Here is a 15,561-nt window from a genome sequence, read left to right as displayed (position 1 = left end):
GACCGCACCGGTGAAACCGCGTTTCCGATGTCTAGCCCTGGCGATGCTCGTGCTGATCGCTTTGCCGGCCTGCGGGGTCAGGCAGTTGGCCAAAGGGGAAATTCAGCCCCCGAAGGTGGACTTCCAGGGACTCACCCTGGGCCAACCCACCCCCCGGGGCTGGCCCGTGTCCGTCAGTTTGCTTCTGACCAATCCCAACGACCAGGCCCTTAATTTAAAGGGTTACGACTGCGAGCTGTGGCTGGAGGGCAAAAGCGTGGCTCAGGCTACCGGTGAAGAACCGGTGAACCTGCCGCCCCATGGACAGACAGTGACCCGGGTCCCCATCCTGGTGAAGCTGCCCGTGGTGCTGGGCCTGCTCCCCGTACTTTTGAATCCGCAGCCGCCGCCGCTGCACTACCAGGTCGCGGGCGGCTTCCGCCTGGGCGCGGTGCTGGGCGGCTTGGTGCGAGTGCCTTTTCACTTTCAGGGCCAGACCACTCCCAGGGAAGGCCTGGAATTTCTCCGCCTCTACGTGCGTTGAGCCGGGAGGGCCAATCGTCCCATAAGCGGCAAACCTGCTTTTTCTGCCGCCCCCGGCAACTTATGAGCAGGGATCTGGCAGTCATTAGGCTTGAGCTCCGCCCTCTAACCATAATTTTCGGTAAGTTTCCCTTGATTAGGATTACAATTATGCGTATAAGAAAAGAGTTAAGATTTTTAGTCCGCTAATTGTCTCGAATTTCGGGCACCTGAGTAGACAGAAAAAACCACAAACAAACAAACCAAGGAGGAGAATATGAAGCGCCTGCTGGTATGTGTCACTCTAGTTTTAGCATTAGGTTTAGTGTTGGGAACCATCGCACAGCCCGCCTTTGCCGCAGATAAGACTATCCTCATCGGGTTCACTGCGTCTCAGACCGGGAAATTTAATGTAGAAGCGATTCGTCAGATCAACGGCCTCAACCTGTGGATGGAGCAGGTGAATGCCGCCGGCGGTATCAAGTTGCCCGATGGCACCGCCATGAAAGTGAGCGCCAAGTTCTACGACGACGAAAGCAAGAAAGAGCGGGTTCAGGAACTCTACACCAAACTGATCAGTACGGATAAGGCCGATTTCCTCATCAGCCCTTACAGCAGCCCCTTGACTGACGCCTCTGCGGTTATCGCCCAGCAGTACAATAAAATTATGATCACCACCGGAGCGGCCTCGGACTCTACCTATAAGAAGGGGTATACCCTGGTTTATCAGGCTTATACCCCGGCCTCCCGTTATCTCACCGGTGCGGTGGATGTCTTAGGTAAGCTGGTCCCCCAAGGCAAGAAAATCGCCATCATTCATGAGAAAGACAAGTTTTCCACCGACGTGGTCAACGCCCTCCGGATTTACGCCGAGAAGAAGGGGTACCAGGTTGTCCTCTTTGAGGGCTATGATGCCGGCACCACCGATTTCGCTCCCTTTATCAATAAAATCCCGGCGGGCGTGAATGCCGTCATGGGTGGCGGGCACTTCGCGGATACCACCACCCTGGCCCGTCAGCTCTATGAGAAAAAGATCAACACCCAAATGATCGCCTTGCTGGTGGCGCCGCCGGAGCCGAAGTTTGCGGAACTCGGTGAGGCCTGCATTTCCGTGATCGGTTCCTCCCAGTGGGAACCCGCGGTCAAATACAGCCCGGAAGCGGCCAAAAAAAAGGCGGTGGATTGGTTTGGCCCCAGCGTGGATGAGTTTACCGCAGCTTATAAAGCCAAGTACAACGAATCACCCTCTTATCACAGCGCGGGCGGTTACGTGGCCGGGTTGATCCTGCAACAGGCCATTCAAAAGGCCGGCTCCACGGACACGGCCAAAGTCAAGGCGGCCCTGGATGCCATGAACGCCATGACCTTCTATGGAGATATCAAATTTGCCACAGGTCCCAAGGACCACGGCCTCCAGGAAGGCCACGAGATGGTTTACATCCAGTGGCAGAAGGATAAGCAAGGCAAGCCCGAGAAACAGATCGTCTGGCCCGAAGCTGCGGCCACGGCTTCCCCATCCGTGTGCCCGACCCGCTAAGTTAGGTGCCGGGTTCAGGTGTCAGGTTTCAGAGGCTTCTCTTGGAACCTGACACTTGACTAGAGAATCTAAAACCTGAAAGAGGTGCTCTTCAGTGTTCGATCAATTAATTTCTTCCCTGACGGACGGACTCCTCTTAGGGTTCGTATATGGCGTAGCTGCCATGGGGCTGACCCTGATCTGGGGAGTGATGACGGTCATCAATCTGGCCCACGGACCCGTCATCGCCCTGGGGATGTTCGGCACCTATCTGCTGTTCACCCATTTGGGGCTGAATCCCTATCTGGCCATGATTCCCGTGGCCGGGTGCGGGCTCCTCCTGGGTTTCATAATCTACGCCATCGCCGTCCACCGGGTGATCAACGCCCCCCATCTTTCCAGCCTGCTGGCCACTTTTGCGGTCAACATGATCATTATCGGGGTTTGCACTGCGATCTTCAGCACCTCGCCGCAAAACATCGACTATTCTTTAGGTTCTGTGGAGTTAGGCTTCCTCACCTTCCCGGCCAGCCGACTGGTGGGAGCCTTGGGGGCCGTTTTAGTGACGGCCGGGCTCTACCTCTTTCTTTACTTCACCCGGCCGGGGAAGGCCATCCGGGCCGTGGCCAATAATCGCATGGCCTCTGAACTGATGGGCATTCCCTCCTCCCGGGTGTTGGCCCTGAGTTTCGGTTTGGGCACCATGCTGGCCGCGGTGGCCGGCGGCTTGATCGCCACGTTTTTTCCCTTTACCATCTTGAGTGGCGGCCCCTACGAATTGAAGTCCTTCGTGATTTGCGTCCTGGGAGGACTGGGCAACCCCTTGGGAGCATTGGTGGGCGGCCTCATCCTGGGAGGCCTTGAAGGCCTGGTGCCCGCCTTCATGCCGGTTAGTTGGGTGCCGGTGGTGGAATTCGGACTCTTCGTGCTGGTGTTGCTGGTGCGCCCCAGCGGTCTGTTTGGAGCTAAGTAAATGAAGGCCTGGCAAAAACCCGGCTTCTGGCTCCCCCTGGTCATTGTGCTGGTATGGGGCGGGGCGGTCCTGCTCCTTCATCAGGATACTATGCGGGAATCGGCCTTTGTCCTGCTGATGGCCGTGGGTCTGGCCTCGAGCCTCAATATCCTGCTGGGCTACACCGGCTACGTCAGCTTCGGCCATATCGTCTTTTTCGGTCTGGGAGGTTACACCGGCTTCTATCTGCTCAGCGAGCACGGCTGGCCCCTATTCGCCGCGGCCATTGGCGGGGGGCTGCTCTCGGCCATCATTGCCCTCCTGGTGGGTCTGGCGGTCCTGCGCCTGCGGGGGGCCTACTTTGCCCTGGCCACTATCGGTATCAATGAAGCTGCCCGGGCCTTTGTGAGCAACTTTGAGCCTTATGGCGGCGCCACCGGTCTATTTGTCAACTTCTCGGCTTATGAGAAATACGGCGGACCCGGCCCGGCCCTCTGGACCACCTTCACTTTTCTGTGGATCACCACCATAGTGGTGTTGCTGGTGAGCTACCTGGTGAAAAACTCCCGTTTCGGCCTGGGTTTGCTGGCGATCCGGGAGGACGAAGATGCGGCCATGGTGATGGGCGTTAAGGCCCCCCGGTCTAAAACCATTACCTATGTGATTTCGGCCTTCTTCCCCGGCGTGATCGGCACCCTGTATTTCTTTAAGAACGGCAATATTGAGCCGGGCGATGCCTTTCAACTCCACATGTCCATCGAGATGCTGGTGATGGTGATGCTGGGAGGCATGGGAACCGTTATGGGTCCCCTGGCGGGGGCCGTGGGTTATCAATGGCTACGAGGCTATCTGCTCACCAGCCCGCTCTTTAAAGACCTGCATCTGGCCCTGGCCGGCGTCATCCTTCTGTTAATCGTCCTGTTTGTCCCCGCCGGCGCCGTCGGCTGGGTGCGGGGCCGCTTCCCGCGCCTCAAGAGGTTCTTGGAATGATCCTGCAGGTCAAAGAAGTCTCCAAACGCTTCGGCGGTCTCCAAGCCCTGACGGAAGTTACGTTTGATCTGTCCGAAGGGGAGATCCTGGGTCTCATCGGTCCCAACGGCGCCGGTAAAACCACCCTGTTCAACGTCATCAACGGGGTCTATGCCCCGGAGCACGGCCGGGTGATTTTTCGGGGTGAGGATATCACCGCTCTGCCCTCTTATGAAGTGGCCCGCCGGGGTATGGCCAGGGCCCACCAGGTGGTACGCCCTCTCCACGAGTTGACGGTCCGGGAAAATGTCATGGTGGGGGCCTGTTACGGCCGGGAGCAACACTCCCTCAAAGAGGCCAAACGCCTGGCGGACGGCGCCCTGGAGAAGGTGGAGCTGATCGATCGAGCCGACCAGCCCTCGGGGAGCCTCAACGTGGCCCAGAAGAAGCGCCTGGAACTGGCCCGGTCTCTGGCGGCCCGTCCCTATATCCTGCTGCTGGATGAGGTGCTGGCGGGGCTCAATCCTTCGGAAATCGCCGCCATGATGGAAACGGTGCGGTCCATTCGAGAGGATGGCATATCAATTCTGATGATTGAGCACGTCATGCAGGCGATCATGGCCATCTCCCACCGGATTATAGTCCTGGATTACGGCACCTTAATTGCTGAGGGACTTCCTGAAGAAGTGGCCAATAACCCCCAGGTGATCGAGGCCTATCTGGGCGATCCGAACATGACGGCGCAACTGCTGGCGGAGTAGATGCAATGGCGATCTTAGAAGTGAGCAACCTGGCCTCGGGCTACGAAGGCATCCAGATCCTCTGGGGGGTCAACCTCAAGCTGGAACCGGGCAAGCTCACCACCCTGGTGGGCAGTAACGGCGTGGGCAAGACCACTTTGTTAAAAACCGTCATGGGGCTGATGCGGCCCCTTTCGGGGACGGTATTCTTCCAGGGTCAGGATGTCACCAATATGTCCGCCCATGCCCGGGCTAAGGCCGGCATGGCGCTGGTGCCTGAAGGCCGCCAGTTGTTCACCGAAATGACCATCTATGAAAACCTGGAAATGGGGGCCTTCTCGCCCCGGGGCCGGGCCACGTTTAATCAAAACCTGGAAAAGGTCTACGAACTCTTTCCCCGCCTCAAGGAACGGGCCCGCCAAAAGGCCGGCACCTTGAGCGGCGGCGAACAGCAGATGGTGGCAGTGGGCCGGGGCCTGATGGCCGAACCCGAAGTCCTCATTCTGGACGAACTCTCGCTGGGGCTTTCGCCCCTGTTGGCCCTCACCCTGTTTGAGGCCCTGACGCGCCTCAAGAAAACCGGCCTGACTATGCTCCTGGTGGAGCAAAACGTCAACATGGCCCTGGCCGTCAGTGATTATGCCTATGTCCTGGCCGAAGGCAAGGTGCACCTGGAAGGCCCGGCCCGGGAACTCAGCAAAAACGACGAAGTGCGCCGCACCTATTTAGGAATTTAAGAGCAGGTTTCAGGTGTCAGGTTCCAGAGTTCAGCCTAAAACCTGACACCTGAAACCTGAAAAAGCTTGTGTAGGGTGCGCACCGCGCACCATCTTTGGCTGGCATGCCCGCCTTACAATGCTTTTCATGGTTTTTTGGGTGGGCCAAGGGCTCATGAATTACTGCCTTGAAAAGTTTGGTGGCACAGGTTTTCAACCTGTGCAGAGCAGGCTGAAGCCTGCGGCTACCAGATCATCTTTTCATAATTTGCGGGTGGGCCGAAGGCCCATGAAGAACTGCTAACTGCTAATTGCTAACTGGCCAGGGCAGCCTAAGTCAGATACCACGATTGCCCAAGGTTCCGCTATTATTCCCCGTCTCCCCTTGATGAGAGAGTCGGGATGAGGGGTGAAGCAAAACTTCGCCAAGCAGGCTAAATACCCGTCTTTTACTGATCACTGATCACTGACCACTGACCACTGGAGGTTGACATGCCGGTGCAGGATTGGATGAGCAAAGACTTGGTCACCATCGATGAGGGTACTTCCATCATGAAGGCCTCCAAGGTGATGAAGCAAAATGATATTCAGCACTTGCCGGTTTTGAGCAAGGGGACTCTCGTGGGCATGATTTCCGACCGGGACTTGAAAGAGGCCACGCCCTCCAAGGCCACCACCTTGGATATCCACGAAATGTATTATCTCTTGGATAAAATAGTGGTTAAGAGCCTCATGTCCAAAAGGCTCTTTACCATTACTCCCGGGGATACCGTCGAGAAAGCCGCGGCGATCATGCTCAAGAACCATATCTCGGCGCTGCCGGTGGTGGATGCCAAAGGCGCTTTGGCGGGAATCCTCACCAAAGGCGATGTCTTTCGGGCCTTTGTCTCCATTTCGGGGATTTACCAGGGCCCCCTGGCCATGGGGCTCGAATTGCCCGACCAGCCGGGGTACATAAAGCAGGTCACCGATGTAATCCGGGAACACGGCGGGCGGATCGCCAGTATCATGACGCGCTATGAAGGAGCCCCGGAAGGCTTCAAGCGCGTCTATATCCGAGCCAAAGAGGTCAAAGATGAAAAAGCCCTCCAGAAAGACCTGGAGAGCAAGCACAAGATGCTCTACTACTTCAACGAGAAAGTCGATTAGTCAGCCTGCTTGAAAGTCTGCAAGACTCAAAACGGCCCCCGGGCCGTTTTTTTTCAGAAAGAAATCCAATCTGCCGGCGCTTATACTATTTATACTATTTCGCATTCAAACGGTGGCACAGGCGTCTCGCCTGTGCAGGCGCAGGCTCAAGCCTGCGGCTACCAAACATTGCTCTTTGAATGCAACTCGGTATTTGATGTCAAACATAGAGTATTGGCCTCTGTGCCCGCCTCTTGCCTATGCCAGGAGGCCAATCATTTTTTAAAACCCTATCCTTGACGTTAAATTGCTAGTCCCCCGCTAAAACCAAGACCGGTGGCTCCACAACTCTTCTTTTAAGTCCTTCATATCAGTCTGGCACATCAGATACAGTGAGGCATTCTGGATCGCCAGGCCGCCCAGGTACGCTAGCGCGGTGACCAGCTTGATTTCCTCGGGGGTGAAATGCCGCGCTACCTTGCTGTAAAGACGCAATACCCCGATAACGTGCTCCTTGGTCTTGATGGGCGCCGCCAGAATCGTCACGATCCCTTCTTCCTGGTTCATCAATCGGTACTGCACCCGTTTGTCCGTGGCGGCGTTTAAGATGATGACGGGTTTGTTGCCCTTCAGGGCCTGGGGGATGCTATCCTGAGCCGATATCGGCCCCTTTTGCAGGTACTTCTTGGTTAATCCATAGGAAGCGACCAATTCCAAAGTTTTCCTAGGCTCATCCAAAAGGCGGATGGAAACACCTTTGACACCCAGGGCCTGGGCGAGATCGGTGGTCAGGGAGCGCAGGATCTCTTTTACTTCCAGGCTGCTGCTGAGGTTGACGGCCAGATCGAAAAAGAGCTGGGTCTCCCGGCGCAGGTGGTCGATGAGGCGGGCATGCTCCATAACCCCGCCGGCTTGTTGGGCCAGTAAGGTGACAAACTCTTTTTCCTCCGGGGCAAACTCCCGGGGAGACGCGGTAAACAGGCAAAAAACCCCCTTGTTTTTTCCCTTGACCATCACCGGCACCGCCAGGATGGAGGCGATGCCCTCGGCCTTTTTGGCATCGGGATATTCCAGTTTGGAGTCAGTGGCCGCGTCACGGCAGTAAAAAAAGCCTTGCTTCAATACCAGGGGCACGATCTTCTGGACCAGCATGGATTTCTTGGAGCGGAAGTAACTTTCGGACAAGCCTTTCTGAGCTATGGGAATCAGGCCCTGCTTGCCGATTTCCGTCAGATACAGGCAGGCCGCCTTGCCCTCCAGGATGTCCATGGCGCTGATAAAGATCATCTCCAAGAGTTCCTGGCGGTTACGGGCCGTGCCAAAAGTCTTGCAGAGCTCACACAACTTTTTGAAATAATCGATTCTTACGGGCATTAAAAAATCCTTCCGTGGATTTCAACAAGGTACTTCCTGGTTTTCAGCTTCTCTGGAAGAACTTAACCTTCCCTTTCCCGAAGCCAGGCGGCAATCGTGGGGACGATCTCCTTTTGAAATCGGGCGCTAACATAAATACCGATATGCCCGGTATCCAGACAGATATCCTGGCAATCCCGGCTCCCCACGCTTTTCGTCAAGACTTCGCAGGCCTCCGGCGGCACCAGGTGGTCGTACCGGCCATAGATGTTGAGCAGGGGCATGGTGATCTGACTGAGATCGACCCGGCGCCCCTCCAACTCCATCTGATTGTGCACCAGCCGGTTGTCCTGATACAGGTCCTTGAGCAACTGCCGCACGGTCTCCCCCGGCACGTCCGGGCTGTCGAAGATCCATTTTTCCATGCGGATAAAGTTTTCGACGAACTCTTTGCTATCCATATTTTCAAGAAAGCCAAGATACTTATCCAAAAAGAGCCGGGGCGGATTCATGAGCAGGAAGGCGGTGTTCACCAGGTTGCCGGGCAGGTTGCCGAAGGCATCCACGAGCCGGTCGACGTCGATTTCCTTGAGCCAGATGTGCAACAGCCCCTTGGGTGTATCAAAGTGGGTGGGAGCTGCGGTAGTAATCAAGTTCCTGATCTTCTCCGGATGCAGCGCGGCGTAGATCACCGCAAACGTGCCCCCCAGACACACCCCCATGAGACTCACCTTAGGGACCCCATGGCGGTGGCGGATAAAATCTACGATGTTATCCAGATAGCCGTTGATATGGTCATCCAGGGTGAGAAACTGGTCCCGGCGCGTCGGCGAGCCCCAGTCGACGACATAGACCTCCAGACCCTCTTGGAGGAGCTTTAAGACAATGCTGCGATCAGGTTGCAGATCCAGGAGGGTTTCCCGGTTGAACAGGCCGTGCACCAGCAGTAACGGAGTCTTCAGGCGGGCCGTTTCAGGCCGGTAATATTTCAGCCTGACCCGGTCTTCCTGGTAGACCAGATCATAGGGGGTGGCGCCGATGTCCGTGTCCAGGGGACCGAGCAAAACATCCTTGGCCTTTTCCAGGCGATGCTTGGCTTCTTCAGCGTCCGCAGCCAGGCTGGCCAGGATAAGGTTCACCGGGATCTTGGGCCGGTCCATCAGCACGGCTCCTGGGACGGCTCGGTCCGGTCTAATTTTTTGGAAATCTCTTTCAGGCTTTTCTTCAAAATATACATTTCCCGGTAGAGGTCATCCAGGTCCCGGCGGCTGGGCAGCGACAGGGCTTCCATAGCCTCGGCCATGAGCGCGTCTTTTGCCATGGTGAAATCTTGCAAGGCAGTAAGGGTCTGAACCAGGGTCCGGGCATACTCCGCCGACTGGAACAGCGTCATGTAATGCCCTTCCAGAATTTTCAGCCACCCCTTGTAATACTCCTTAAAATCTTCCGGGGGGTTTTCCTCCCTGCCCATGCCCCCCACTCCCGTCATGGCCCGCAGGGATTTTTTTACCGGCAGGTACAGCATAGAGATGAATTCGCCCATGGCGGCCTGAAATTGGTTGAATTTGTCAGTGGCCTGGTTGAGGCGTTCCTGGGTCAGACCGGTCAGGCGCAGATGGGGCATGTTCAAAAGTCGGCGGAAGTCACTTTCATAGAGATCAGTGCAGATTTTGAAGATTTCCCTTTCCAGCCCTGCAAAATCGTCGGTCTCGCCCGGAGTTCCGTTGCCCGCCCAGCCCTCCAGCCATTGCCGGTGAAGCTGAAAATAGCCTCCCCAACCCGCCTGAGCCATCCTCAAAACAATCTCCGCGGGCGCCCTGATACCTTGAAAAACCGCAGCCACGGTTCCCGGTTCCGTTAACAACGAAAAAAAAGCCTGCCACAGGTGCAAGGACGACAGCCAGGCATCACCCGGGGGGCTGCCGCCATCGGCTTCGGATACTCTATCCAGCCCAGGCCCCATTTGGGCCATGGTATCCCAAAAATCCATGGTCCATTTGATCCAGGCGGCCAGCAAGGGTTCCGACCCTGTTGTTCTGGAAAACTCCTGCGCCATGCTTGCCTCGCTATCCCAACCGGGCAGCACCAAAACTTTTCCCGTTCTTAAACCCGTTGTCAAGAGAAATATTTCACAATGCATTTTAGCATGACTTGGGTTCATTGTGTACGCCTCTGTTGCAATTTCGCGAATTTTCTTCGAATCTCCGGGCCGGGGATTTTATACCAATTCCCATTGGTGGCACAGGCGTCTCGCCTGTGCAGGCGTAGGCCAGAGCCTGCGCCTATTAAAATTTGCCCTTTGAACGCGACTCGGTATTAGAAGGCGCAGTTGCTCTAGAATTTTTTCAGAAACGGCTTTTCAGGTTACGGCAGGCTGAATTTCCTAAAATGTGTTGTATAGTTAAAGCGGAAGCCAAATAAACTTCCCGGTATGATTCTTGGAAGGGAATAGAGCCTTGGCGCCTTGGGCCCTCCCTGAAAATAATGACTACTTTAGGCTACGAACCCCGCACCTATCGCACCCGCATGGCCCGCTCCGGTCTGACGGGCTTTCGCGTGGTGGTGAAAGAGACTGACCTCTGGGTGTTGGCCAGCCGGGACTTTACCCAAGAGGTCCGGGAACTGGTTATCCAGGAACGCCATCAGTTGGAGACCTACATTGCGAGGTACCCCGGTTTTCTCACCAGCCTCGTTCCCTGGCCCCCGGACCCTTTTGCCCCGCCGGTGGCCCGGGAGATGATCGAGGCGGCCGCGGCCGTGCAGGTGGGTCCTATGGCCGCGGTGGCCGGCGCCTTGGCAGCCCGGGTCGGACACCACCTGTCTGCGTTGAGCCCCGAAGTGATCGTGGAAAATGGCGGCGATATTTATCTCTCTATCACCCGGCCCGCTACGGTGGCCCTGTTTGCCGGCAAGTCACCCTTGAGCCGCCGGGTGGGGCTCAACCTTGATCCCGCCCTCAGTCCCTTGGGGGTATGCACTTCCTCCGCCACCGTGGGGCATTCCTTGAGCTTCGGCCGGGCGGATGCCGCCTGTGTCCTGGCCATAAGCCCAGCCCTGGCCGATGCCGCAGCTACCGCGCTGGGCAATCGGGTCCAGGGTCCCGATACCATTGCCTCAGCCCTGGAGTGGATTGCCAGCCAGCCTGAGATCCTGGGAGCGGTGGTGGTCGTAGGTGAGAAGCTGGGGGCCTGGGGCCGGGTGGAACTGGTGCCCTTGACGTAAACTGCCTGGTTTCGTTTTCTTTCAGGTGTCCCAAAAAGTCCCCCTTTGAAAAAGGAGGATTTAGGGGGATTTAAAAATCAGCCAGCGGCATAAATTTATGGCAAACGTTATAAGTGAACTGCATTGGATTTAGGGGGATTGGGATTTTCAGGGAAAGCCTGCGGCTACCAAATTACCTGTTTGAACGCATATCCTTATCGGCTCCTAAAAAATGGCGTCGATAAACTTGGGTGGCATTTAGAATGGACAACCGGAGACAGCGACCCTATCTTGTAAAGAACATCGATCCTGAGGCCACGAACCTGGTATTTCCTTAAGAGGATGACCCATGACCGAAGATAACTTTAACGTCGAGCGCCAGCGGATGGTGGAGAGGCAGATCGCGGCCCGGGGGGTATCCGACCCCAGGGTGCTGGCGGCCATGGGCAAGGTGCCCCGGCACCGCTTCATCCCTTCGCATCTGTGGGACCAGGCCTACCAAGATTATCCCCTGCCTATTGGGGAAGACCAGACCATCTCCCAGCCCTACATTGTGGCCCTGATGACCGAGATGCTGGAGTTAAAGGCAACGGACCGGGTGCTGGAAATCGGCTCCGGCTCGGGCTACCAGGCGGCTATCCTGGCCGAGCTGGCGGCTCAGGTCTTTACCATCGACCGGATGGCCGTGCTGCTCGCCAGGGCAGAGCAGATTCTGACGTCGCTGGGATATACCAATATCAAGACCCGGGTGGGTGACGGCACCCTGGGCTGGCCCGAGGAGATGCCCTTTGACGCCGTCATCGTCACCGCGGGCGCCCCCCAGGTGCCCCGGCCCCTGACCGAGCAACTTGCTCTGGGGGGGCGGCTGGTGATTCCCGTGGGGGACACCTGGTCCCAGACGCTGACCGTCGTCCGCAAAACCACAGAAGGACTGAAATTTGAATACCACGGCGGCTGCCGCTTCGTGAAGCTCATCGGCAAGTACGGCTGGGAAGAGGGCACCTGGACCTGACTGAAGCAGGCCTGGCGCCACCGGCGGGAGTCTCGCAAGCCGGAGTGATGGGTTTGGGGGCGCCGGCCTCCCCTTTAAAACTTGACTTCTTCATCAGACCTGCTATCCAGATCATATCTATATCTATTGCCCCTTTAGCGATAATTATCGAACTGGGCAAGCTAACAGCTACAATTTGAAAACAAAAAAAGGCAGGGCCATAACAGACCCTGCCTGGGTTTGTCGCTGAAAGGAATGGCTGGCTAACCCTTCCTGAATCTCCTTAACCCCGTCAGACCCAGTAGTCCGGAACCCAGGAGGAGCACCGAACCGGGGATGGGGATAGGCGCGGCCGCAGGTTGGAACCGGAAGGTGTCAAAACCGATATTGTCGTCAAGGGGACTTGGATCAAATTCATCAATGATAATTTTGGCTATGTCGTTGCTCGTAGAAACAAACCCCCAAAAATCTGCTTGGCCAACTCCTGAAGCTGATGATGGGATAAAAGCATCAGAAAAAAGTACGTTATCAGAAGGATCACGTATATCGATGGAGACGAACGAGGCGCCATCAGCCACCCGATAAATCAGATCAAATCCAAAAGCATTAACCGGGGTGTTGAAAATCAAGGTCAGATCGTCGTTCTCCTGCGACAGGTCTGTGCCGCCTGGTGATAATAGCTGCAGAGGGGTTGTGGCGAAAAGCTGCCCCCCCATATCAGCCTGATCAACAACGATCAGCGGCACGCTGGGACCTTGAAAGGTGACGCCTTGGATTGTTGCCCCGGTAATATCAGCGTTTTTGGCTATGGTGTCGAAATTAATGGCGATGGGCGGATTTCCGGCAGCAGCATTGAAGCCCGCTAAATTATTAAAAAATGATGTAATGCTAGCGCAGGCTGGATTAATGTCAACCACCTGCACCAATCCCACAACTGCTAACATTGCCAATAAATATCTCAGCTTTGATGAATATTTCATTTTTTTTTGTCTCATTTTCTCACCCTCCAACAAATTTTTATACCTTCCAAAAGATAAAAATCACTAAATAAAAAAGGGTTACCCTTTTTAAGGCAACCCGGCTCTCTTCTCATCCTTGATGAAACCCGTGGCTTATCGTCCCCGCCCTCATGGCGGATTTGCGTTTCATATTAAGGATAATTTTAAATTTTGTCAAGTATTTTTTAAACTATTTAATAAAATAATTATGAGAGGCGGTTTATAAGGGTCGACTCCGTTTTCTCTTCCTGCCTTACCCGGAGCTTATAATCTGCCGAGCCTCGCGTTATCGGTTTATCGAAGGCTTCATAGTCTAAAATCAGGGGCAATTTAATTTCTTCCAGCGTGAAATTTATGCTACCCTGCCTTCCATCAAGGAAAGGACGGCCTTGAAACACTATCATCTCGATGTCAACCACGGGAAACAGGCTTTCAAATAAGACGGCTAAAGCGAGGCAATAGGACTGATGGAATCTTCCGATATCGACCAAACCCGGGAGGCTTTGCAGAAAATGGAGCAGCAATTCAGCATCTTGATGAATAATGTTCCGGCTGTGCTTTTTAAGGGATATCTGGACGGCTCGATTGATCTCTATGATCAAAAAGTTGAGGCCATGACGGGGTTCTCCCAGGAAGATTTCCTGTCCCACCGGTTGAAATGGACCGACCTGATGCTTGAAGAAGATCGAGACCCCACCAAAGCGGTCTTTATTCAAGCCCTGAAGACCAACAAGGCTTACGTCCGGGAGTACAGGATCAGGGGGAAAGCAGGCAACGTCACCTGGGTCCATGAGCGCAGCCATATTGTTTGCGATTCGCACGGGAAAGTGGAATATGTCAGCGGCCTGTTCTTCGACATCACCGAGACCAAGCAACTCGAAGAAAAACTGCGACAGACTGAACGGGATTTCAGTATCGTCATCGACAACATTCCCGCGGTCTTATTTAAAGGATATGTGGACGGCGCTCTGGAAACTTTGGATGGCAAACTCGAAGCCATGACCGGCTACCCCAAGGAAGAGTTTGACACTCGGCGGCTTAAATGGACTGACCTGATTCTTGAGGAAGATCTTAACCACACCATAGAAGAATTTATTCATGCTTTGAAGACTAATAAGTCATATGTCAGGGAATATCGGATCAGATCCCAAAAAGGGAACGTAATCTGGGTCCACGAGCGCAGCCACATTATCTGCACCGCGGATGGCAAAGTGGATTACGTCAGCGGGCTTTTCTTTGACATTACCGAGCGCAAGGAACTGGAGGCCGCAGTGGCAGAACGAAATACTCAATTGCGGGAGGCCAATGCGCGGTTGCAGGGCTGGGCCCAGGAACTGGAACAACGCAATGCTGAAATCAGCCTTCTCGGCCAGATGGGTGAACTGTTGCAAAGCTGTAATACCACCGAGGAAGCCTATCTCGTCATCCGGCAGTCAGTCCAGAAGTTGTTCCCAGCTGACTCCGGGGGTGTGTTTCTGTTCAATGCCTCACGCACTTTGGTGGAGGCCGCCACCCTTTGGGGAGAACTTCCCCCAGCGGAGACGGTGTTCGCCCCCAACGAGTGCTGGGCGCTGCGCCGCGGCCGGGCTCATGGATTGGCCGAAATGCAGTCTGGGTTTAAGTGCCGGCATGTGGAAGCGCAGAAGACGGCCTACCTCTGTGTGCCCTTGGTGGCCCAGGGAGAAGCCATCGGCGTATTCCATGTCCTTCTCGGGTCTTCTGATCCAAAACAGGCAGAAGCCAAACTAAACTTAGCCCTGAGGGTCTCCGACCACTTGGGCTTGGCCCTGGCCAAGCTGAAATTGCAGGAAACTCTGCAAAATCTCTCGGTCCGTGACCCCCTCACCGGCTTGTACAATCGTCGCTATATGGAGGAATCCACGGAACGGGAACTGCGCCGGGCTGAACGCCAGGGGAAGCAAGTTGGGGTCCTCATGGCCGATATTGACCATTTCAAACATTTTAACGACACCTTTGGCCATGACGCGGGAGACGCCTTATTAAAGGAGGTTGCCAAAGTCATGGACCAGCAGGTGAGGGGTAGTGATATCGCCTGCCGCTACGGGGGTGAAGAGTTTACCATTATCATGACGGATGTCTCCCCAGCCATAACGCAGCAACGCGCTGAACAATTGCGGGAAGCAGTCCGAAATCTGAAAATATATTACGGGGACCGCGTCCTGGATTCCGTTACCCTGTCCTTGGGAGTGGCAATCTTCCCGGAGCATGGCAATACAAATAGAGCCCTTCTGCAGGCCGCAGATGTGGCTTTGTACCAGGCCAAGCAGTCCGGGAGAGACCGGGTCTGTCTGGCTGGGAAGCATTAAGCTTTACGAACTCCGATTTATGGCGCTTGCCAAAAGTTCTTTCCGTAATAGGAGATAATTTAACACCCAAAATCCCCCTACCCCCCCTTTAGTAAAGGGGGGAACTATAAGGAATTACTTATAAAGTCCCCCTTTGAAAAAGGGGGATTTAGGGGGATTTAAAAGTCAG

14 protein-coding genes and 1 riboswitch are annotated in these 15,561 nt (G+C 55.2%); of the genes, 10 read left to right on the top strand and 4 right to left on the bottom strand.

Annotated elements, in window-relative coordinates:
• Nucleotides 1–10 precede the first annotated feature (10 nt).
• The 7 genes from WC600_00625 (at nt 11) to WC600_00595 (ending at nt 6,543) form a co-directional block, all read left to right on the top strand.
• Nucleotides 11–523, top strand: a complete 513-nt coding sequence (locus tag WC600_00625) for an LEA type 2 family protein (protein ID MFA4901227.1) — start codon at nt 11–13, stop codon at nt 521–523.
• A gap of 255 nt (nt 524–778) precedes the next feature.
• Nucleotides 779–2,038, top strand: a complete 1,260-nt coding sequence (locus WC600_00620) for an amino acid ABC transporter substrate-binding protein (GenBank protein MFA4901226.1) — start codon at nt 779–781, stop codon at nt 2,036–2,038.
• Nucleotides 2,039–2,132: 94 nt separating this feature from the next.
• Nucleotides 2,133–2,990, top strand: coding sequence for a branched-chain amino acid ABC transporter permease (locus WC600_00615; protein ID MFA4901225.1), 858 nt, complete (start codon nt 2,133–2,135; stop codon nt 2,988–2,990).
• A complete protein-coding gene (locus WC600_00610) occupies nt 2,991–3,959 on the top strand; it encodes a branched-chain amino acid ABC transporter permease (protein ID MFA4901224.1) in 969 nt (322 codons plus the stop codon). It abuts the gene before it with no gap.
• Nucleotides 3,956–4,699 (top strand): ABC transporter ATP-binding protein, encoded by a 744-nt coding sequence (locus tag WC600_00605; GenBank protein MFA4901223.1) that lies wholly within the window; start codon nt 3,956–3,958, stop codon nt 4,697–4,699. Before WC600_00610 ends, WC600_00605 begins: the two co-directional genes overlap by 4 nt.
• 5 nt (nt 4,700–4,704) lie before the next feature.
• Nucleotides 4,705–5,415: an ABC transporter ATP-binding protein gene (locus WC600_00600; protein ID MFA4901222.1), complete on the top strand. Its 711-nt coding sequence runs from the start codon at nt 4,705–4,707 to the stop codon at nt 5,413–5,415.
• A gap of 471 nt (nt 5,416–5,886) precedes the next feature.
• A complete protein-coding gene (locus WC600_00595) occupies nt 5,887–6,543 on the top strand; it encodes a CBS and ACT domain-containing protein (GenBank protein MFA4901221.1) in 657 nt (218 codons plus the stop codon).
• A gap of 300 nt (nt 6,544–6,843) precedes the next feature.
• On the opposite strand, the gene WC600_00590 is transcribed toward WC600_00595, so the two are convergent.
• From WC600_00590 to WC600_00580, 3 genes are all read right to left on the bottom strand, one after another.
• A complete protein-coding gene (locus tag WC600_00590; GenBank protein MFA4901220.1) occupies nt 6,844–7,896 on the bottom strand; it encodes a GAF domain-containing protein in 1,053 nt (350 codons plus the stop codon).
• Between the two features lie 62 nt (nt 7,897–7,958).
• Entirely contained in the window at nt 7,959–9,035 is a 1,077-nt protein-coding gene (gene phaC / locus WC600_00585) for a class III poly(R)-hydroxyalkanoic acid synthase subunit PhaC (protein ID MFA4901219.1), read from the bottom strand.
• The gene (locus tag WC600_00580; protein ID MFA4901218.1) at nt 9,035–9,931 is read right to left on the bottom strand and encodes a poly(R)-hydroxyalkanoic acid synthase subunit PhaE; all 897 of its coding nucleotides are present in this window, start codon (nt 9,929–9,931) and stop codon (nt 9,035–9,037) included. Before WC600_00580 ends, phaC begins: the two co-directional genes overlap by 1 nt.
• A gap of 428 nt (nt 9,932–10,359) precedes the next feature.
• Here WC600_00580 and WC600_00575 point away from each other — a divergent pair, with 428 nt between their 5' ends.
• Together WC600_00575 and WC600_00570 are read left to right on the top strand one after the other, a co-directional pair.
• The gene (locus WC600_00575; GenBank protein ID MFA4901217.1) at nt 10,360–11,097 is read left to right on the top strand and encodes a UPF0280 family protein; all 738 of its coding nucleotides are present in this window, start codon (nt 10,360–10,362) and stop codon (nt 11,095–11,097) included.
• 328 nt (nt 11,098–11,425) lie between these two features.
• Nucleotides 11,426–12,088, top strand: a complete 663-nt coding sequence (locus tag WC600_00570; protein ID MFA4901216.1) for a protein-L-isoaspartate(D-aspartate) O-methyltransferase — start codon at nt 11,426–11,428, stop codon at nt 12,086–12,088.
• Between the two features lie 242 nt (nt 12,089–12,330).
• Here the strand turns inward: WC600_00570 and WC600_00565 are convergent, their stop codons facing one another.
• The gene (locus WC600_00565) at nt 12,331–13,062 is read right to left on the bottom strand and encodes a hypothetical protein (protein MFA4901215.1); all 732 of its coding nucleotides are present in this window, start codon (nt 13,060–13,062) and stop codon (nt 12,331–12,333) included.
• A 73-nt stretch (nt 13,063–13,135) separates the two neighbouring features.
• A riboswitch (cyclic di-GMP riboswitch) is annotated at nt 13,136–13,219 on the bottom strand.
• 313 nt (nt 13,220–13,532) lie between these two features.
• On the opposite strand from WC600_00565, the gene WC600_00560 reads away from it, so the two are divergent.
• Nucleotides 13,533–15,392 (top strand): diguanylate cyclase, encoded by a 1,860-nt coding sequence (locus tag WC600_00560; protein ID MFA4901214.1) that lies wholly within the window; start codon nt 13,533–13,535, stop codon nt 15,390–15,392.
• Nucleotides 15,393–15,561 lie beyond the last annotated feature (169 nt).

The sequence above is a fragment of the Desulfobaccales bacterium genome (genome assembly GCA_041648175.1).
In the GTDB taxonomy this organism is placed as follows: domain Bacteria; phylum Desulfobacterota; class Desulfobaccia; order Desulfobaccales; family 0-14-0-80-60-11; genus 0-14-0-80-60-11.
Note: the sequence above shows the minus strand (reverse complement) of the source record. Positions and strands in the feature narration are given on the sequence as shown.

Bases quoted from the DNA above. Each gene is read 5' to 3' on its own strand.
- WC600_00620 (MFA4901226.1), top strand. From the start codon at position 779: ATGAAGCGCCTGCTGGTATGTGTCACTCTAGTTTTAGCATTAGGTTTA.
- WC600_00610 (MFA4901224.1), top strand. From the start codon at position 2,991: ATGAAGGCCTGGCAAAAACCCGGCTTCTGGCTCCCCCTGGTCATTGTG.
- WC600_00605 (MFA4901223.1), top strand. From the start codon at position 3,956: ATGATCCTGCAGGTCAAAGAAGTCTCCAAACGCTTCGGCGGTCTCCAA.
- WC600_00600 (MFA4901222.1), top strand. From the start codon at position 4,705: ATGGCGATCTTAGAAGTGAGCAACCTGGCCTCGGGCTACGAAGGCATC.
- WC600_00595 (MFA4901221.1), top strand. From the start codon at position 5,887: ATGCCGGTGCAGGATTGGATGAGCAAAGACTTGGTCACCATCGATGAG.
- WC600_00590 (MFA4901220.1), bottom strand. From the start codon at position 7,896: ATGCCCGTAAGAATCGATTATTTCAAAAAGTTGTGTGAGCTCTGCAAG.
- phaC (MFA4901219.1), bottom strand. From the start codon at position 9,035: ATGGACCGGCCCAAGATCCCGGTGAACCTTATCCTGGCCAGCCTGGCT.
- WC600_00580 (MFA4901218.1), bottom strand. From the start codon at position 9,931: ATGGCGCAGGAGTTTTCCAGAACAACAGGGTCGGAACCCTTGCTGGCC.
- WC600_00575 (MFA4901217.1), top strand. From the start codon at position 10,360: ATGACTACTTTAGGCTACGAACCCCGCACCTATCGCACCCGCATGGCC.
- WC600_00570 (MFA4901216.1), top strand. From the start codon at position 11,426: ATGACCGAAGATAACTTTAACGTCGAGCGCCAGCGGATGGTGGAGAGG.
- WC600_00565 (MFA4901215.1), bottom strand. From the start codon at position 13,062: ATGAGACAAAAAAAAATGAAATATTCATCAAAGCTGAGATATTTATTG.
- WC600_00560 (MFA4901214.1), top strand. From the start codon at position 13,533: ATGGAATCTTCCGATATCGACCAAACCCGGGAGGCTTTGCAGAAAATG.